General features: G+C 44.1%; 16 protein-coding genes and 1 pseudogene. 8 read left to right on the top strand and 9 right to left on the bottom strand.

What is annotated here, in order from left to right:
* The 6 genes from ACFQ21_RS25320 to ACFQ21_RS25295 all read right to left on the bottom strand — a co-directional run bounded on the left by ACFQ21_RS25320 (nt 1) and on the right by ACFQ21_RS25295 (nt 5,338).
* The gene (locus tag ACFQ21_RS25320; protein ID WP_377584153.1) at nt 1-591 is read right to left on the bottom strand and encodes a response regulator transcription factor; all 591 of its coding nucleotides are present in this window, start codon (nt 589-591) and stop codon (nt 1-3) included.
* Between the two features lie 412 nt (nt 592-1,003).
* Nucleotides 1,004-1,462 carry a DUF4268 domain-containing protein gene (locus tag ACFQ21_RS25315; RefSeq protein WP_377584150.1) on the bottom strand — a complete coding sequence of 153 codons (459 nt, stop codon included), beginning with the start codon at nt 1,460-1,462 and terminating at the stop codon, nt 1,004-1,006.
* 38 nt (nt 1,463-1,500) lie between these two features.
* On the bottom strand, nt 1,501-1,953 hold the full coding sequence (locus tag ACFQ21_RS25310) for a response regulator (RefSeq protein WP_377584147.1): 453 nt from the start codon (nt 1,951-1,953) through the stop codon (nt 1,501-1,503).
* An 85-nt stretch (nt 1,954-2,038) separates the two neighbouring features.
* A complete protein-coding gene (locus ACFQ21_RS25305; RefSeq protein ID WP_377584145.1) occupies nt 2,039-2,422 on the bottom strand; it encodes a toxin-antitoxin system YwqK family antitoxin in 384 nt (127 codons plus the stop codon).
* A gap of 418 nt (nt 2,423-2,840) precedes the next feature.
* Nucleotides 2,841-4,181: a sigma-54-dependent transcriptional regulator gene (locus tag ACFQ21_RS25300; protein ID WP_377584143.1), complete on the bottom strand. Its 1,341-nt coding sequence runs from the start codon at nt 4,179-4,181 to the stop codon at nt 2,841-2,843.
* Nucleotides 4,178-5,338 (bottom strand): sensor histidine kinase, encoded by a 1,161-nt coding sequence (locus tag ACFQ21_RS25295; RefSeq protein ID WP_377584140.1) that lies wholly within the window; start codon nt 5,336-5,338, stop codon nt 4,178-4,180. The genes ACFQ21_RS25300 and ACFQ21_RS25295 overlap by 4 nt, the downstream gene beginning before the upstream one ends.
* Nucleotides 5,339-5,498: 160 nt before the next feature.
* Here ACFQ21_RS25295 and ACFQ21_RS25290 point away from each other — a divergent pair, with 160 nt between their 5' ends.
* The 6 genes from ACFQ21_RS25290 (at nt 5,499) to ACFQ21_RS25265 (ending at nt 12,138) form a co-directional block, all read left to right on the top strand.
* On the top strand, nt 5,499-5,909 hold the full coding sequence (locus ACFQ21_RS25290; RefSeq protein WP_377584138.1) for a GreA/GreB family elongation factor: 411 nt from the start codon (nt 5,499-5,501) through the stop codon (nt 5,907-5,909).
* A 77-nt stretch (nt 5,910-5,986) separates the two neighbouring features.
* Nucleotides 5,987-6,508, top strand: a complete 522-nt coding sequence (locus ACFQ21_RS25285) for a nucleoside deaminase (protein ID WP_377584136.1) — start codon at nt 5,987-5,989, stop codon at nt 6,506-6,508.
* A 135-nt stretch (nt 6,509-6,643) separates the two neighbouring features.
* On the top strand, nt 6,644-7,576 hold the full coding sequence (locus tag ACFQ21_RS25280; RefSeq protein ID WP_377584134.1) for a TerC family protein: 933 nt from the start codon (nt 6,644-6,646) through the stop codon (nt 7,574-7,576).
* Nucleotides 7,577-7,825: 249 nt separating this feature from the next.
* Entirely contained in the window at nt 7,826-8,167 is a 342-nt protein-coding gene (locus tag ACFQ21_RS25275; protein WP_377584132.1) for a PadR family transcriptional regulator, read from the top strand.
* Nucleotides 8,168-8,178: 11 nt separating this feature from the next.
* Nucleotides 8,179-10,800, top strand: a complete 2,622-nt coding sequence (locus ACFQ21_RS25270; RefSeq protein WP_377584130.1) for an ABC transporter permease — start codon at nt 8,179-8,181, stop codon at nt 10,798-10,800.
* Nucleotides 10,801-10,932: 132 nt separating this feature from the next.
* Entirely contained in the window at nt 10,933-12,138 is a 1,206-nt protein-coding gene (locus tag ACFQ21_RS25265; protein ID WP_377584127.1) for a GAF domain-containing sensor histidine kinase, read from the top strand.
* Nucleotides 12,139-12,157: 19 nt separating this feature from the next.
* Here the strand turns inward: ACFQ21_RS25265 and ACFQ21_RS25260 are convergent, their stop codons facing one another.
* Nucleotides 12,158-12,304 carry a hypothetical protein gene (locus ACFQ21_RS25260; RefSeq protein WP_377584125.1) on the bottom strand — a complete coding sequence of 49 codons (147 nt, stop codon included), beginning with the start codon at nt 12,302-12,304 and terminating at the stop codon, nt 12,158-12,160.
* A gap of 68 nt (nt 12,305-12,372) precedes the next feature.
* Here ACFQ21_RS25260 and ACFQ21_RS25255 point away from each other — a divergent pair.
* A pseudogene (locus tag ACFQ21_RS25255) lies at nt 12,373-12,993 on the top strand (phytoene desaturase family protein); the annotation flags it as partial.
* 113 nt (nt 12,994-13,106) lie between these two features.
* The gene (locus tag ACFQ21_RS25250) at nt 13,107-13,415 is read left to right on the top strand and encodes a hypothetical protein (RefSeq protein ID WP_377584123.1); all 309 of its coding nucleotides are present in this window, start codon (nt 13,107-13,109) and stop codon (nt 13,413-13,415) included.
* Between the two features lie 220 nt (nt 13,416-13,635).
* Here ACFQ21_RS25250 and ligD read toward each other — a convergent pair whose 3' ends face one another.
* Together ligD and ACFQ21_RS25240 are read right to left on the bottom strand one after the other, a co-directional pair.
* Nucleotides 13,636-15,030: a non-homologous end-joining DNA ligase LigD gene (gene ligD, locus ACFQ21_RS25245; protein WP_377584120.1), complete on the bottom strand. Its 1,395-nt coding sequence runs from the start codon at nt 15,028-15,030 to the stop codon at nt 13,636-13,638.
* 110 nt (nt 15,031-15,140) lie between these two features.
* Nucleotides 15,141-18,233 carry a glycosyltransferase family 117 protein gene (locus ACFQ21_RS25240; protein ID WP_377584117.1) on the bottom strand — a complete coding sequence of 1,031 codons (3,093 nt, stop codon included), beginning with the start codon at nt 18,231-18,233 and terminating at the stop codon, nt 15,141-15,143.
* Nucleotides 18,234-18,293 lie beyond the last annotated feature (60 nt).

Below are 18,293 nucleotides of genomic sequence, written 5' to 3'. Positions count from 1 at the left end.
TCAACTAACGGCAATACAGGTAGCAGCGTCTCGTAATTGACTTGCGAAGTAGGGAAGCTGACTGCATCCATCCAGGCCTGCCTTTCTTGCAATATTTACTTTGTGATTTTTAACGGTGTGGTAACTTCTGCAAAGTATACCGGATATTTTAGTGTTTGAATATCCAATGGATAGAAAAAAGAGTATTTCAATTTCAGCGATACTGAGTTCTTTCAGGCTATCGAGGATTTCAGGAAAGCGACTGTCTTTGTGTGCTATAAATGTATAATCATATATAGTAAAACTATTGGCAGCCGGTTGATAACATAACATTCCTGATAGTCCGATTCTTTTAAGGAAGGATGAAAAAGGTTTTAACCAGTGATCAGATGAAATCAAGACGCTTGTTCTCCTGGAAAGAAAAATAACAAAATACGCTAATTCAAGGAACGGTCTTGTATGGCAATTGAATGTTAGCAGCACGAAGTTATAATCTTCATACCGCAGGGCAGTACCCGATAACTGTTCAATGGAAGTGTTCGTTTGGATTTCAATGGAAAGGACTATGTATTGCCTGCCATCGATCATCATGTTTTGTACGGTGTAACGCATTGGTGGAGAACTTAAAGTTACATTTAACATTTTTTAATATACTATTGCTAACGGTAGGAAAGGAGGGATGTGAAGTGTGTGTTGTTTGCGGGTAGTCGTGCCGTTGGACAATGAAATTGTTCAGCTAAATTGCCCTGGTTATCGTGTCGGCATAGTTACTATTTTTTTTTGAAGCACCCGTTAAGATCGATCAGATGGCTGATTGAATTTTCTTCAAGCTACAAAATCTGAACGATAAAAGGTTTAGAATTTACTTTCATGTGAAGAATGAAATAAGTGAAGGTTTAAACAAGTCATGTCAATATATACTGACTGTGCATCTCAATCGGTATATATTTACCTCATAAATCAGGTGCTTTTACCTATGGTATACGTTGTAACGTGTGGAAGTTACAAGATTGATACAGTGTTACTACTTCAGCATCTGAAAGGTATACTTCGCGTTTTCCCAGAAGTTGTCTAGCGCGATGATGCGGGGTTTGAAGAAAGAGATCAGGTCGGGCCAATGATCTTTGTTGAATATAGAGACATCCGGCAACTCTGTATAGACCCGGCTGATCACTTTGTTGTTTACGGATACATCCTGTTGCCAAAGCCATTCTTCCTCCAGCGTGTCATGCAGGATAAGCTTGAATGCTTCGAATTGTTCGAAATACAATGCGCGTATACCCGCATCGTTGTGTTCCAGTGATATGGAGATCATGGCAGACCCGGGGCCTGCATCCATGCGAAAATAAATATCCTTGATCGAAGTATGATAATTAACCCAATTGACTTTCAGTCCTTCGGCCGAGAGAATGGGACTCATGTACTTGCCGAAGACTGTCCAGAATTCCTGTCGTATACGTGACGACTGCTCGCGTGTAAACATGTGCTAAAGATAGATAACGAAAGTTATCCGGCACAATGCTACGACAGCGATCGCTCCAGTCCGAATGGATTTCGGTTCGGGTATAGATTGGATTGCTCTATATCAAGTCTGAAGATAATATCGCTGAGCCCCCGCAGCAAGTACGGCTTGCTCAGGTAATGCCGGATGCCTTTGGCGGATGCCTTCTGTTTGTCGCGCGGGTTGCTGGATGAAGTAAAGATCACCAATTCAATATGCGCTTTACCGGGAATGTCCAGTCGTTGAAATTCATCCATGAATTCAAAGCCGTTCAGTACCGGCATCTCTATGTCAAAAATTATAATGTCCGGCAGAGGATATTCTTTTTGGGCACGCTCTATCAGATATTCCAGCGCATCCCGGCCGTTGCAAGTAATGTGTAACTCCTTTACCATACCAGACATGTGCAGGATCTTTTCGTTGATCTTGTTGAGCTGCTTGTCGTTGTCAATTATCAGTAATCTTCTTTTCATTTCAATTAAAAAATATAGGGTCTAACCAAATGCACGAAGTATAGCCGTGATCGCGAAGAGCGCGACAATAAAAATCAAGATGTAGTCAACATTTGTTCTCCCGTGCTCTTTCACTGGTATGTATAAATTGGTGGAACTCCTGGATTTGAACATTATTTATAAAAAACAGAAGCTTGGTATTGTTACCGGCTTCATCATATACCCGGAAGTAACCTTCTCTGCGTCCGTGGTGAAATTCTCCCTGACTGAAAACCTGTCCATTCGGGTGGTACGAAATAAACCGTCCATGTTGAATGCCATAGAGAAAATCTTCTTCGATCATAATGGTACCGGTGTGATCGTAATATTCTCTCCATGTACCATGCTTCTTGTTGTTAACATATACTCCCTCTGCTATGAGCACAGCGTGTTTGTTGAACTCTTTCCATTTACCGTTTTTGATTGAGTTGACTTTTGTACTTCGTACCATAAAAATGTTTTTAGTGTTAGCTGAAATCGTTACAACGCCATACGCCTTGTTTTCTTCCAGGTAGCGTGCAGTGTGGGGCAGAGTCGCATGTGGCACACAAGCCTTGTAGTGAGTCGTGCGTGGTATGCGTGGTCAGATCCAGTAGGTCGAGTTGAAAAAATTCACATTGTATAATAACTTTTGATGCAGCTTTGTGATAAGGACATGTTTGGGTATGTGCACACGAAATGCAAAGTCCCTTCAGCTCACGCGTTACTATATCTTCAATAGTCTCCTTTATTTGCATTTTGTTGTACCTTTTCTGAGAAGGCCAATTCCAAAATGCATACCATTTTATTTTCTGCTTTCAGCGTAAATTTCGAATGTTTCAGGAATGTAGTACGGGGAGAAAGTGTTCAGGTGGAGAATTTCTACCCGGTTAATTCTTGTGATGCTTTTTGATTTTCTCGCGAAGTGTCTTCCGGTCGATGCCGAGTATTTGGGCTGTTTGAGAAATATTGTTCTTGTTGGCGGATAACACATCGAGTATATATTCCCGTTCCACCTCTTCCAGTTTTCGATTGAGACTGCGCACACGCGTGGCCGAGAAGCGAAAGTTCTCCGGCAAGTCGGGTGTATCAATGGTGTTGTCGTCAGCCATGATTACGAGTCGGTGAATCAGGTTTTGCAGTTCGCGTACATTACCCGGCCATGCATATTCCTGGAGCGATCGTACAGCCTTTGGTGAAAATTGCATCGGAGACTTGCCCAGTTCACGAACATAGCGGGTCAGGAAGAAATCGAGCAGGAGGAGTATATCTTTGTTCCGCTCGCGCAATGGCGGAAGATCAATGGTAATGATGTTAAGTCTATAGTATAGATCTTCGCGAAACAAACCCTTCCTGACAAGTTGCATCAAGTCAACGTTGGTTGCTGCGACAACGCGTACGTTTACCTTATTGGCTTTCTTCGAGCCAACCATGTAGAACTCTTTCTCCTGCAATACGCGGAGTAACTTCGCTTGCATCGCTAAACTCGTATTACTGATCTCATCCAGAAATATAGTACCACCATCGGCCGTTTGAAAAAAACCGGCACGTGTCTCATTCGCCCCTGTGAAAGCTCCCTTTACATAACCGAACAGTTCACTCTCAAGCAGCGGATCAGGAATGCCGCCACAGTTAACGGGTACAAACGGTGCGGCTGATGCATTGCTCCCATAATGTAACGCACGCGCCACCAGCTCTTTTCCGGTGCCACTTTCTCCATTGATCAATACAGTTGCATTGGTGTTCTTAGCTTTATTGATTGTCTTGAAAACATGAAGCATGCCTTCGGATTCTCCGATGATACCAAAGTTGGCGGGTGTATTCCTGGGAGCCTCTTTTTTATGCTTCAATGTTTTTGCCAGCACACGCTCCACGGACTTAAAAAGTTCTTCATCGGTAAAAGGCTTTACCAGATACTCTTCAGCGCCAATCTTGATAGACTCTACAGCTCCCTGAATAGAAGGGAATCCGGTAATAACAAGTGTTCCGATACCTTTACAATTCTCAGCTATGTGTCTCACCAGCTCCATACCGTTCTCGCCTGGCATTTTCAGATCAGTAATGACCATGTGTATATTCAGACCACTCAGTAATTTAACCGCAGATTGGACAGTGCCCGCACTATATATATGATACCCCGCTGATTCGAGATTTCGTTTAATCAGTTCAATGGTTTCAGGAGAATCATCAACCACAAGTATATTTATAGTATCGGTATATTTCGTTTTCATGACTTCTTCTTGTTTTGCCTCTGCGGCAACTGAATTTCAAACTTTGTTCCTTTGTTAACGGTGGAACTCACCAGTATCTTTCCTCCATGCGAATCAACAATGCCTTGTACAACGGAGAGTCCCAAGCCGGTGCCTTGCCCTACGGGTTTGGTGGTGAAGAAGGGCTCAAATATCTTGTTTCGTATATCCGAAGTCATACCAGTTCCGGTATCTTTCACGATCAGGCTTACCAGGTTTTCTTTCTTCCGGGTAATAACCGTTATCTCGCCCCCGGTGGGCATAGCGTATACGGAGTTGGTGATGAGATTTACCAGCACCTGGCTCATCTGTACTTCATCCGCGTATATAACCGGAAGCACCGGGTCTAATTGCTTGATGATGGTAATGCCGCGGCTTTGAAAGCGCACATCGATAAAATATAGTATATTATGTACGATGTCATTCAGATTTACCTTCGTGATCTGTTGTGGCATCTGTCGAGAGAAGATCATCAGCTTTTTAATGATCTCGCGCGAGTAGAGTGATGCCTTGATGATCCGCTCAATATCTTCGCTTTGCTGCTCATTGAGACTGCCGGCTTTTTTAATTAACTGGGCAAAGCCGAGTACACGACCGAGTGGTTCATTAAGTTCGTGCGCTATACCAGCTGATAACTCACCTACAAAGGCGAGTCGCTCTACATGTTGCAGCTGTGTTTGCAGTTTCTGTTTTTCTTCTTCTATTGAAGCACGTTTGATCACCAGGGACAATTCACGTGCAACGGTTTTTAAAAGTCTTTTTTCCTCCGGCAGAAAACTCACCTTGCCATCTTTGGCAGGAAGGCGATAGCCGATTCTTACTTTTCCATATTTCTTTTTATCCACCGACAGTTCGGACTCAATAATAAATTTACTGCTATCGAACTTCGGTGTTGAATAGTCCTGCGCATGCATGGTAATACTGGCTTCTGCCAGGTTGGGATGTTGCATGGCAGCGGGAAGTATATCGAGTGTCTTGGAGATGATCACATCAAAATCATTTTTAGCTTCCCACGCTACTTTGGAAAGTTTGTAAAGACAGTTGAGCTCTTTTACCCGTTCCTTTAATTTGAAATCACTCGAATTCATAATGCGTACAAAATTATAAATATCAGGAGTATACTTGGCACACCGTTCCATCTTTAATTTTGACCGATGGGAGATTTATACCCGGTGGGGAATTTCGATCCACGGGCTTTTATTCTTTTCTGTGAATAACGTGCTGTTTAGCATGTTTCAACATGGCACAGATGATGCATAGGGTATATACTAATACAGAAATATCAAAGGATAAAAAGCGATGCAAACCCGAATGATTATTACGGTAAATGATTATCAAAGGTTGATGGGATTAATTGAATTCGGCTCGGTAAAGGTAAAGGCACCGGAAGTTGTCGATAGTCTTTATAAACGATTACGCGAAGCTAAAATGCTGCCGCAGGAAGAGATCGATGAAAAGATAATAACCATGAATTCGCGCGTGATGCTACGGGCTATAACGGGTAAACGCGAAACAGAAATTACCATTACCTATCCGCAGGATGCAGAGCCTCGCGAAAGAAGGGTTTCTGTTTTCTCGGAGATCGGGCTGGCATTACTCGGACAAAAAGAACGGGATATAGTTTCATGGAAGATACCAAACGGTATAGGTTTATTTGAAATTACGAAAGTTACATATCAGCCGGAAGCTGCAGGACATTACTACTTATAATGGATACAACACGATTGTTATTACTATTCTCACTTATTCTATTCGGTGCCTATACGGAGCACGAGGGTGAGAAAACTATGAAGAGAATACACGCGAATGAGATAAAGAAAAAGCGATACAGAAAAGAGATGAAAGATACGGATGCAATTTTTATGGTACGAGCCCTGGAGCTTAGTCATGTGGCATTGGATGATGGACATGGACACCCCTTTGGAAGTGTGGTGGTAAGGGATGGTAAAATTATTGGTGAGGGTTGGAACAAAGCGAAGGTGCTCCATGATCCGTCTGCCCATGCAGAAGTTGAGGCTATACGCGATGCCTGTAAAAATATAGCATCAACCAGTTTAGCGGGTTCAGTTATATACGCCAGCGCGCAGCCGTGTCCGATGTGTTTGTCGCTGATTTACCTGACCGGTATTGAGAAAGTATACTATTGCATACCCGGTGATACCATTGAAGCGATGGATTCCCGTTTAAGGGTTGAACATATTTACCGGGAACTGGCCAAACCGCCATTGGACAGGACCATCCCGGAAATACCGATTCTCCCGGAAGAGGTAGATAAAAATGTCGGCCGGTATAAAGTCCATTATCCCTGAAACATGGCCGCTCATACGATATAGATTGGTTTTAGGAAAAACGCACATTAATTTCTAATCACTTTCAAATGACGAAGCAGGAACAATGTGCGATATTTAGCGTTATTCCTGAAACTATAATTCTATTGGTAGCCAATGAACGATTCAGCCTTGCTATGGGTGGCATTTAATGCGTTTATCCTTATCATGCTCGCACTTGATCTCGGAGTTTTCCATCGAAAAGCTCATGAAGTATCCATCAAAGAAGCATTAACCTGGACCGGTATATGGATTGCATTGGCCATGCTTTTCAATCTTTTCATTTACTATCATTTCGATAAGGAGAAGGCGATTGAATTCTTTACCGGGTATATCATTGAGAAGTCATTGAGTGTGGACAACATTTTCGTGATTATCATGATCTTTTCCTACTTCAATGTTCCGCGTATCTATCAGCATAAAGTATTGTTCTGGGGAGTATTGGGTGCCCTGGTAATGCGTGTCATCTTCATCTTTGCCGGTGTTGAATTGCTTCACCGTTTTCACTGGCTCATCTATATCTTCGGAGGGTTCCTGATAATTACAGCGATTCGAATGATTACTTCGAAGGATGATAAACTGGAACCCGAGAGAAATCCGCTGGTGAAACTTGTCAGAAAGAAATTCAGAGTAACACCTGCGTTTCATGGTGATAACTTCTTTGTTAAAATCCGTGGACAATTATCGGCAACGCCTTTGTTCCTGGTCGTGATCATGATCGAATTTACAGATCTTATTTTTGCTGTTGATTCGATTCCTGCTATCCTGGCTATATCGGAAGATCCATTCATTGTATATACATCCAACGTGTTTGCTATACTCGGCTTGCGTTCGTTATACTTTGCGCTGTCCGGTATCGAAAAATACTTCCAGTATCTGAAATACGGATTGGCGGTAATCCTGGTGTTTGTTGGCGCCAAGATGTGTCTCATGGATTTCATTAAGATACCGGTGGAAGTATCGCTTATCGTTATTGTCTTTGTACTTGGTATATCGATGCTCGCCTCTGCCGTAATGTCCAAACAGCAACACTCGGCCGCCAGGCGATAGGTATAGACGGGTGTTTACATTTCATCTGTAACTAAAGTATCATTCTCTTACAAGAAGGAAAACGTTACCCAGCAAAACGTCTAGTAGCTGGCATCTGGTAGCCAGCAGTTATCCTCGCGTGCGGACAAAACCGTGCGATGGCGGACAACGCCCTAAAGTGCAATCCCGAAATATACTTCATTCAAAGGCTTTTCAACTCTGGCATCATTATTAATACTGCATTTAGGAATTTATTATGTAGTATAGTTCATGAAGAAATATCAGCTTGGCGAGTTTGAAGAAGTTGTTATGCTTACCGTAGGCATTCTTTATAACGATGCTTACGGAGTATCGGTTAAGAAAGAGATCGAGCAACGACTCTCGCGTAAAGTAAGTGTAGGAGCACTGCAAAGTGCTTTAAAGCGACTCGAAGACAAAGGCTACCTCAAGTCGCACGAAGGTGAAGCAACACAGGAGCGGGCCGGAAGACCTAAGCGCTATTTTGTAATTACTGCGTTAGGTAAACGTGCACTGGAGTATACCAAGACCACGCGTGAAAATCTCTGGAAAGCAATTCCGGAGATTGCACTTAATCCCAGATTTACCGGTTAACGATCTGCGTCATGCGTAAACCTCCTGCTATATTCATGCGCTTCTTCCGTTGGTTCTGCCGGCCGGAGCTTAAGAACTATATCGAAGGTGACCTGGTGGAACTATACAACGAACGTCTCTTTGAAAAAGGGAAACGCAGCGCTGATGTTCGTTTTGCTTTTGATGTACTCCTTCTTTTCAGACCTTCTATTATCAAATCCTTTCGCGGAATACAACCTGTTAACAACCCTGCTATGATTAAAAGTTATTTTACTATTGGTTGGAGAAATCTTCTCCGGAACAAAGGATACTCCATCATCAATATTGGTGGACTTGCCATAGGCATGGCGATTGCTATTCTTATTGGACTATGGGTATATGATGAAGTCTCATACGATAAAAACTTCAAAAACTATACACGCATTGCGCAGGTATTTCAAAACCAGACGTTCGATGGGAAGATAGAGACGTGGGGAAGTCAGGCGATGCAGTTGGGAGCGGAGCTGCGCAGTAACTATAGCAACTACTTTGATCATGTAATAATCTCAACATTCCCAGGCAGTCATAAACTCACCTTTAATACGAAGACTATAAATATGACCGGAAGCTTCGCGGAGCCTGGCATTGCTGAGATGCTTACACTCAATATGGTGCAGGGTACGCGCACCGGTCTCAAAGATGTTAATGGTGCGATGCTCTCGCGTTCGGCAGCCCGTGCGCTTTTCGGTGACGAAGATGCTGTTAACAAGATCATTCGTGTTGATCATGAATTCGATGTAACCGTAACGGGTATATATGAAGACTTCCCCGAGAACTGCTCATTTGCAGCGTACGATGTATTGCTTTCCTGGCAGATTATTGGGCCGGCTATGGAACAACGAGTAGGCTGGGGCAACAGCTGGTTCCAATGCCTGGTGCAGATACGGGAAAATGTTAGCCTCTCCGTTGCGTCTCAGGGTATAAAAGATGCCAAGCTCAGGCGCGTTCTGCAGGTAGATGATGATGCACGGTTCAAACCGGAATTGTTCCTGCATCCGATGAGTCGCTGGCGTTTATACTCGGAGTTTGAGAATGGAGTATATTCCGGTGGTGGGCAGATACAATATGTACGCATGCTCTTCCTGATTGGGATCTTTGTATTGTTCCTCGCGTGTATAAACTTTATGAACCTGAGCACCGCGCGATCTGAGCAACGTGCTAAAGAAGTAGGTATACGTAAGTCAATCGGGTCGCTGCGTGTGCAGTTGATCAGTCAGTTCTTTTTCGAATCGTTGCTGGTGGCATTACTTGCATTTATATTTTCAGTGATAATTGTGCAGGGAGCGTTACCCTGGTTTAATGAGATTACCGGGAAAAATATAGCTATACTTTGGCATTCATCATGGTTCTGGCTGGGCTGTGTCGGATTCGCGATTGGTACCGGGCTTATATCCGGAACATATCCTGCATTATTTCTCTCGTCCTTTCAACCGGTAAAAGTTTTGAAGGGAACATTTAAAGTTGGGCGCAACGCTTCGTTACCGCGCAAGGTATTAGTGATTGTACAGTTTACAGTTTCTGTAACATTGATTGTGAGCACGGTTATTATACTTAAACAAATACAATTTGCACAGAGCCGCCCTATAGGATATAGTATAAGTGGAATAGTTGCCGTTCCTATACGCGATGCCGTGGTGATGAAACACTATGATGTGCTGCGCGATGAATTACTGAAGACTGGTGTGGTAGAGGAAGTGGCAGCATCTGAAAGTGCGATCACCTCTACATTTACAACCAACAGCGGTTTTACCTGGTATGGTAAAGATCCGAACCGGACGGAAGAGTTTGTTACCACCGGGGTAACACATGAATTTGGTAAAACCATTGGCTGGAAGATAAAAGCAGGCAGAGATTTTTCGAGAGATATAGCAAGCGATTCATCCGGTTTTATTATCAACGAATCAGCCGCAAAATATCTGGGTATGAAAGAACCGCTGGGTGAGACAGTGAAGTGGGGTGATAATGGCGAGTGGAAGATTATTGGCATTGTAGAAGATATGGTAACGCAATCTCCTTATAACTCGGTTAAGCCGATGCTGTTCTTCCTTGAGTCCAATCGCATTGCGTGGGTACAATTCAACCAGGTAAATATGAAACTGCGTGCTGATGCTAATGCGGGAGATGCGTTGAACAAGATAACGCCTGTCTTTAAAAAATACGATGCAGAAAATGCAGTAGAGTATATGTTTGCCGACCAGGAGTTCGGGAAGAAGTTCGATGATGAAAAACGAATCGGCGACCTCGCGATGGTCTCAACCGTGATCGCTATATTTATCAGTTGTCTCGGCTTGTTTGGTCTGGCGTCCTTTGTGGCATCGCAGCGTACCAAAGAGATTGGCATTCGGAAAATTCTGGGAGCGTCTGTGCCTCAGCTATGGAAGTTATTGTCCAAAGACTTTGTGATGCTTGTTGTTGTCTCGTGTATCGTATCCGTTCCGTTCTCGCTTTATTTCATGACGGACTGGCTTCTGCAATATGAATATCGGATTACTATATCATGGCAGATCTATGCTGTGGCATGGGTAGGGGCAATCGCAGTTACACTTCTTACGATAAGTTTTCAATCTTTAAAAACGGCATTTGGAAATCCGGTACGTGCATTGCGGTCCGAGTAGATCGTGATGTGCCTGCCGACATTCCGTTTGTGCCGGAAACCGGGCAGCTATAACTTCGCGACAAATAATGCGGCTTGTTGCATTATTTTTAGTATCTTTTGTATACGATATGAACCGTGTCGAGAAGTAAAGATGCAAATCCCAGGTATACCAGCGAATGAGCAGGAGAGACTTCAGGCGTTACGGGAGTATGAACTGCTGGACAGCGAATCGGAAAAAGAATTTGATGAGATTGTCTCACTGGCATCATTCATTTGCCAGACACCTATTTCTACCATTACACTCATTGATGAACATCGCCAATGGTTTAAAGCGCAGGTAGGACTCGCCAATCGTGAGACTCCGCGTGATGTAGCATTCTGTGCGTTTGCTATACTTCAACCGGAGATCACGATCGTAAACGATGCTACGCTAGACAAGCGGTTCCGTGAAAACCCGTTGGTAACGGGAAGCCCTGATATACGATTCTATGCCGGCCTTCCCTTAACAACACCGGAAGGTTTTAACCTGGGAACCATTTGCGTAATTGATACACGTCCGCGTGATTTAACGGATGAGCAGAACCTGGCATTACGTGTATTGCGAAACCAGGTGCTGAAGTTATTTGAACTGAGACGCAAAAATATACTTCTGACGAGAATGCACGCCATGCAGCAGAAATTACTTAGCATCATTGGTCATGATCTTCGTGGTCCTATCAATTCACTCAACGGTCTTCTGCTGATGGTGGAGAAATATAAGCTTAGCACGGACGACTTGAATGAAATTCTTCCGCGCATGCGCATGATGGTGGACACGACTGATGATTTACTGAACAATCTGCTGCATTGGGCGAAGAATCACCTGGAAGGAAAAGTAGCAGAACACGAAGCGTTTAATCTTCATACACTTGTCGCAGATGTAACCCATGGTTTAAAAAGTGTTCTGGCCGAAAAGGACAACGAACTGAATATACATATAGACCCGGCTCATACCGTGGTGGTGAATCGGAATATATTTGAGTTCATTCTGCGAAACCTCATTGCAAATGCTAACAAGTTTACCAGTCAGGGACGAATACAGGTTTTCTCCGCGATGAACGGAGCCAAGGCGCTCATAACTGTTTGCGACAACGGTATGGGTATACGCCCGGAACGTATTTCGGCACTCTTTGAGTGGGGCAAAAGCAACAGTACCAAAGGCACTAAAGGCGAGACTGGCTCCGGACTGGGTTTACCCATGGTGCGCGAATTTGTAGAACAAATGGGAGGGAAGATCTGGGTTGAGTCTACACCGGGAAAGAGTACCGCATTTCATTTTACTGTCCCAATCAAACGGGACGAGGCATCAGACTCATAATATACTAGATATCCTATACCTATAACAAAGTAAAGGGCTTGCTCAGGAAGGTGCGTGGGGTGCCCAGTACACCGGCATAGTAGCCAGCGTTTCCGGCAGCAGGCAGTTCAGAGGCAAAGAATACGTTACTCTCTTCGCTCAGAATGGTGTTGTGTCCATTGTACATGACGCGAAGTTGCCTGCGATAAACTGAGCACCGGTAAGCCGGTAAGATCGCGGTCGTTCGAAGGCTATATATACAAACGACAGTTACAACGGTATGCCTATGGCATGGGAGTCTTTAAGATAGATTGGGCACTGGATGATGCCATTCCTTTTCTGAATCCATTATGCCGTGAGGCAGGCACGGTTCACATCGGGAATACATTGTCAGAGATAGCGGCATCGGAAAAGTTAACCTGGCAGGGTAAACATGTGGACAAGCCTTTTGTATTACTGGCGCAGCAAAGTGTTTTTGATTTATCGCGCGCTCCAGCCGGTAAGCATACTGCGTGGGGATATTGTCATGTGCCGCATAGCTCTACCGTTGACATGACTGAGACTATCGAGAAACAGATCGAACGTTTTGCTCCCGGCTTCCGCGATAGAATCCTGGCACGCAACACCATGAATACGGAACAACTGCAATGGTACAACGCCAACTATATAGGTGGTGATATCAACGGAGGTGCCGCTACGATCGATCAGCTTTTTACACGACCTGTCTTGCGCAGTTCACCCTATCGCACATCCACAAAAGGACTCTATATATGTTCATCATCAACACCACCTGGAGGTGGTGTACATCGGATGAGCGGCTATCATGCAGCCCGCAGGGCAATGCGTGATATTTTCAAGATAGATGCTGCGTTATAGTTTCAAGGATATTCGCTTGCTATATATGTCCAAATTTGCATTGGAAGGTCTGACGGAAGGGCCATACTACGAACTGAAGCCCTGAATATTTCGCTGCACCTGATCGAACCGGGATGAAGGAAAACCGCTTCAAGGAAAATATGGTCTGGAATACTTCCGAGCAGATTAAAGACTATACAACACTATCGGACAAAGTAAATCAATTGATGAAACTCCGGGAAGACGTAGAACTAACCGAGCAGTCTGACATCGCCACCGGGGTCTATATACTTGCTAACGGTGAAAGCAACAAGTTCCGAACAATAATCGGCCAGACCGGAAAAGACCTGATGGCGCTTCGTAACTCTGTACCTATTGATGAATATCTCTCTGGTTGGAATGCGATGGTATTTACTTTGATAAAGTGTCCAACTCGTTGTTGATCGCGAATTTCATAGGGAATAGTATACTTCAATGCCGGTTAGCAGATAATCAGGTAACTACTTTATGGAAGAATAATGATGCAGCTTTGGATTGTACCTGCGACCGGGGAATTATCAACAATCAACTGGTCGTGGTAAATTTCGATATCTATACTACCAAGGCCAACAAAACCATAGACAACAGCAATACAATATCGATTTTTGATATACAGCGGTGATGTCAAAAGAGGAATGAGTAATTCTCCTGTAATCTCTCAAGCAATGTTTCTGCTTGTTGTTTCTCTTTCAATAGTTTTTCAAATGGATCACCGTGTTGCTTTAGCCTTTTGAAAATTGTCTCGTGGTTGAGGTCTTCGCTGCGCAATCCGTGTTCTACCTCGCTCCAGGAAAGAGGAGTGGCGATGATAGGGTGTTCGCCAGCTGTCAGCGAATAAGGTACTATCACGTTTTCTCCTTGGTTGTTAAGTTGATAGTTCAGAATAACTTTGCCGTAGGTATAGTCATCCGTGCCTTGTAATGAGACAAGTTCAGGGCACTTGAGACGAACGAGTCTACATATATACTCCGCTATGGTTTTGCTGGTTTCAAAGTTACCTTTTGAATCAAGAGGCAGGTATATATGCAGTCCGGATTCACCATCAGTCTTTATATACGACTGCAGTTTCAGTCCGTTCAAAATCTCACCAGCCACTTGCGCTGCATCGATGGCTTTGGTCAGTTCATGTTCGGGAGAATCAATAGTGATAATGGCGTAGTCAGGTGAGTCACTGGACTTGGCCCGGGCGTGACTGGCGTTAAATTGTATGCACCCCAACTCTACATTCAAGAGTAAATATTCGCGGTCATTGCAAAGTTGAATTTGCTTTCTGGATTTTGATTGCTTCCCCTTTGTCCAATCAGGCAAGTGTTCTGCCTTTTGCTCAAATAGTACATCTGCATTTACATTCCTTGCCGAAGCGCTGTCGGCATCAAGTCTCACCGAATAAGCCCTGTCTTTTAAATAGGGTAAAATATAGTCTGCTATTTTGTAGTAGTAGTTCAGGACATCTTCTTTGGCAAATTTGGATTGCCTGAAGATGACTTTGTCGAGATGAGTAAACTGTATTTTATGTTGAAGTTTGAAATCGGGTTGCCTCGGGCCCTTTTCGATTACTTTGGTAACTTTCGCAGGCTTTGGTTTCTCTTTTTTCGCAGGCGATTCAGTTCGCGGCTTTACTATCGGCAAAATAAATTTTTCGGTCTTTTCTTTTTTTCGGACAACGGGTAGTTCGGTGAGATCGCCAAATTCTTTTTTTATAGTTTCATCAAATTCGAATGGTGTTTCGTCCCATTCTTTATGAGATGTGCGATGAAAGAAATATATACCCGGAACATCATCACTAACCTGTAACTGGTGACCAGGCGAATTCAAATTCATCAAAATTGTTTCATAATTCATTTCGTATAAAAGCTCAGCTTCCCCCTGAATGCTTTCAATACTTATTCGATCGTGTATCGTGTGGCCGGCTTTGGTAATATATAGCCGAACAAGTCGTTCGCGATCTTTACGCTGTTGACAGGCAGTTATGATTTCCTGAATTGTCTTAAATGCTTTAGTATTCTTTCGGATCAGCATGAATAAGTGGACACCGTGCAAAAACGGATAGATAAATCTAAAAGAAGCTTTTATAACATCATAGAAAATTTTTTGAGCTGCGAATTTATTGGTCGTCAGTTAGAGCCTGGTTATTGTTCTGCTGCGAGCAAAGCATCCACCTGTTTCTGATATTCATCAAAGCCCAGTTGGTTGAGCAAGGCAGCTGATCGGCGAAGTAGGTAAGCATCTGTTTCGTTGCTGTTTATGGTGGTGTGTTGTTGTGCATAGTTGTAGTAAAAATCGAATACGTGTCGTGATAGTTTAAAGGCGATGTCATTTTTGCCAAGCGTCATCAGCATGTGAGCAGCCTGCAGGCTGGTGATGGAGGGAGTGAGGTGATCATGGTATAGCTTGTCGACTGATGTTAACAGAACTTTCTCGGCCATGGCCTGGTTTCCTTCCTCATAAAATGCTTCTGCCAATGTGTTGAGTGTTTGTTGCAGCGGGATGATCATGCGGAGCTGATAGTCTTCGTAGTTAAAGTATACCGATGAATCCGCGAGATTGGAATAGTCGGCTTGCTCCAGGAGATTTTTGTACATGAGTGCTGTGTTGATCGCTGCACCTTCGCGTTGAGGTTGAATTGGCAGCAGGTGGTATAGTTGTCCTTCCTGCACCACATAAGGTTTTAGGTCGAGATCAAATGTATTCAGCGAGGTAAAGTTGAAATATATAGGTCTTTCCCATTGATTACTGACGAGCAGATCCAGAAACGCCAATGCATTTTTCGAGAGGTAATCCCCGGTTACCGTTAACGTCAGTTCGTTGGTAACAGCGTGCTGTGGGACAAAGTCTTTCTGATCACTCGCTATGAATTTTTGTTTATCCACCGGAACGCGTATTGTTCTGGAGGGAAGAATGGAGTATACATCGCCCGAAGCCGTAGGCAAGCGCAGGGCTGGATGCTCATCTCGTAATAAAGTAAGATACCGGGTTGCATCAATTCCTTCATGTATACTTTCCTGCAGGTATAGCACATCATTCGGTCCATATTGCCGATATGATTTTTCAGGCAACATGAGTCTGAACGGCTGTGACTGGTAGTACGTGTTTCGCAGCTGACCTATATACCAGTCCGTATTGAAGTAGCTTAAAACGGCAATGCGCACATCGGTTCTGAATCCTTCTACTTCCTGCAGATACCATAGCGGAAATGTATCATTGTCTCCACCCGTAAACAGGATCGCATTGGGAGCGCAGCTTTGTAATACATTGCGGGCATGGTCGATTTGAAACGTTCTTCCGCTGCGATCATGATCATCGTGGTTCTGCAGGAACATCCACAACGGTACGGCTACGCTGACAAGTGAAACTCCAAGCCAGCCAGCCTTCCAACGGTTAACGAATGAAAATAGCGCCAGTATTCCCAAACCAATCCACCAAGAGAAAGCTATGTAGGATCCAACATAAATATAGTCGCGTTCCCGTGGTTCATTGGGAGGCGAGTTGAGATACAACACCAGCACTACTCCGGTGACCAGGAAGAAGATCAGTGTACTGATAAACGCATGGCGATTCTTCCGATGGTGATATATACTCCCGATTATACCGAGTATGAGCGGAATCATCCAGTATTGATTTCGTGCCCGCTGCGTGTTGTGCGCTGTGTTTTCAAGTGACGCCGGTTCCCAGGGTGCAAGCCAGTTGCTGTATTGAATATCTCCTTCGCGTCCGGCAAAATTCCAGAGGAAGTAGCGAAGATACATGTGTGTAAATTGGTACCGTAGCAAGTATGCTATATTATCAGTATAACCGGGTTTTTCTCCCGGCTTCAATCCTGTCCATTGGCGATAGGTCTCGATGTGGCTGGCATCGTTGCTATACATTCTTGGAAAGATTGTCTGGCGATGTGGCTCGTATTGATATTCGGACAATGTTCCGGTCGGTTCATATACCTGTTTACCTTTGTGGTATATCTGTTTGCCCGGAGTAACATTTTCAATTCGTGCATCGAAGTATTGACCGTATACGAGCGGTCTTGTTCCATACGATTCGCGGTTCATGTAAGCTTTAATCATCGACAGGTTCTGCGGACTTCCTTCATCGATCGGAGGGTTGTGTGCAGAGCGTATGAACAACATTCCATAAGGAAGAAAACCTGCCAGTAGAAATATAACGGCCCAGCTATATACTTTATAGGAAGGAAGCTTGCTCAATAACAGCCGGAATGCAAGCACAAGTAATATAAGCAATATAAACGCGCCTGTATAGAAGGGAGTGTTCAGTGAATTGACGAGAAAGAGATCGAGATAAAACGCTGCTTCAAATATACCCACAGAGACGAACCGGTTTATCGCCAGGATAAGAAGGCAGCCAATGGCCACTGTTACTACTATAGCGCGGAATGTTAATCGCTGTTCCTGCACATACCAGGTAAAGGGAAGCATCGGTAGCGCCAATACACACATCGGGTGTATACAGAAAGCAAGTCCTGCTATATAAAAGATTAATATCAGCCACCGGGAACGCATCGGCTCCGCAGCATTTTTGCCTTTCAGGATCATCCACACTAAAAGCATCATAAAGAAACATGCAGCACCGTATGTCTCAGCTTCAACAGCCGAAAACCAGAATGTATCACTGAACGCCAGGCAAAGACTGCCTCCTATAGCAGCAGCCATGACACCGCGTGATGTATACTTGATTGAGTGGTCTGCAATTGCATAGGACAGGTCATAGATAATATAGTATGCAATACCAATGGTAAGTGCAGAGAACAGAGCACTCATGGTATTTAACGCCCGGGCTACACGCGTTACATCATCACCGGCAAGCATACTGAACATCCGCCCGATCAAAAGTGAAAGCGGTGTGCCGGGTGTATGCGGAACCTGTAATTTGTAAGAAGCTGCTATAAACTCGGAACAGTCCCAAAGACTTGCTGTTGGTTCCAGTGTGGTGAGATAGGTTACGCACGAGACTATAAAAACCAGAAACGCGCCCAGGTGTTTAAACGTATCAGTACAAAGAGCTCTATATAGTACTGCCGGGGTAAAGGATTGTAGCCCGATAATGCCGGCCACCAGAAGCAACAGTCCTGCAAGCAATACAGGTGGTGCAGCGGTGCGGGTAAGTATACCAAAGCCATTGGCTGACGAGTCCAACGCCATGCATAGAAATGCTGTGGTGATAAGTAGTAGTGCTATTGTAAAAAGCAGGTAATCCTTCCGGGAGAAAAGCATAGTTCTTTTTTTGCAATGCTACTGCTGCAGGTGGTTGTTCCGGGTTAACAACTGTAAAGA

Origin of the sequence: Ohtaekwangia kribbensis, assembly GCF_042676245.1 — a bacterium.
GTDB classification, from domain to species: Bacteria; Bacteroidota; Bacteroidia; order Cytophagales; family Cyclobacteriaceae; genus Ohtaekwangia; species Ohtaekwangia kribbensis.
This window is presented reverse-complemented; position numbering and strand designations above follow the sequence as displayed.

Bases quoted from the DNA above. Each gene is read 5' to 3' on its own strand.
- ACFQ21_RS25285 (WP_377584136.1), top strand. From the start codon at position 5,987: ATGAAGAGAATACACGCGAATGAGATAAAGAAAAAGCGATACAGAAAA.
- ACFQ21_RS25275 (WP_377584132.1), top strand. From the start codon at position 7,826: ATGAAGAAATATCAGCTTGGCGAGTTTGAAGAAGTTGTTATGCTTACC.
- ACFQ21_RS25300 (WP_377584143.1), bottom strand. From the start codon at position 4,181: ATGAAAACGAAATATACCGATACTATAAATATACTTGTGGTTGATGAT.
- ACFQ21_RS25315 (WP_377584150.1), bottom strand. From the start codon at position 1,462: ATGTTTACACGCGAGCAGTCGTCACGTATACGACAGGAATTCTGGACA.
- ligD (WP_377584120.1), bottom strand. From the start codon at position 15,030: ATGCTGATCCGAAAGAATACTAAAGCATTTAAGACAATTCAGGAAATC.
- ACFQ21_RS25295 (WP_377584140.1), bottom strand. From the start codon at position 5,338: ATGGAACGGTGTGCCAAGTATACTCCTGATATTTATAATTTTGTACGC.
- ACFQ21_RS25270 (WP_377584130.1), top strand. From the start codon at position 8,179: ATGCGTAAACCTCCTGCTATATTCATGCGCTTCTTCCGTTGGTTCTGC.
- ACFQ21_RS25290 (WP_377584138.1), top strand. From the start codon at position 5,499: ATGCAAACCCGAATGATTATTACGGTAAATGATTATCAAAGGTTGATG.
- ACFQ21_RS25310 (WP_377584147.1), bottom strand. From the start codon at position 1,953: ATGAAAAGAAGATTACTGATAATTGACAACGACAAGCAGCTCAACAAG.
- ACFQ21_RS25260 (WP_377584125.1), bottom strand. From the start codon at position 12,304: ATGTACAATGGACACAACACCATTCTGAGCGAAGAGAGTAACGTATTC.
- ACFQ21_RS25305 (WP_377584145.1), bottom strand. From the start codon at position 2,422: ATGGTACGAAGTACAAAAGTCAACTCAATCAAAAACGGTAAATGGAAA.
- ACFQ21_RS25250 (WP_377584123.1), top strand. From the start codon at position 13,107: ATGAAGGAAAACCGCTTCAAGGAAAATATGGTCTGGAATACTTCCGAG.
- ACFQ21_RS25265 (WP_377584127.1), top strand. From the start codon at position 10,933: ATGCAAATCCCAGGTATACCAGCGAATGAGCAGGAGAGACTTCAGGCG.
- ACFQ21_RS25280 (WP_377584134.1), top strand. From the start codon at position 6,644: ATGAACGATTCAGCCTTGCTATGGGTGGCATTTAATGCGTTTATCCTT.
- ACFQ21_RS25320 (WP_377584153.1), bottom strand. From the start codon at position 591: ATGCGTTACACCGTACAAAACATGATGATCGATGGCAGGCAATACATA.
- ACFQ21_RS25240 (WP_377584117.1), bottom strand. From the start codon at position 18,233: ATGCTTTTCTCCCGGAAGGATTACCTGCTTTTTACAATAGCACTACTA.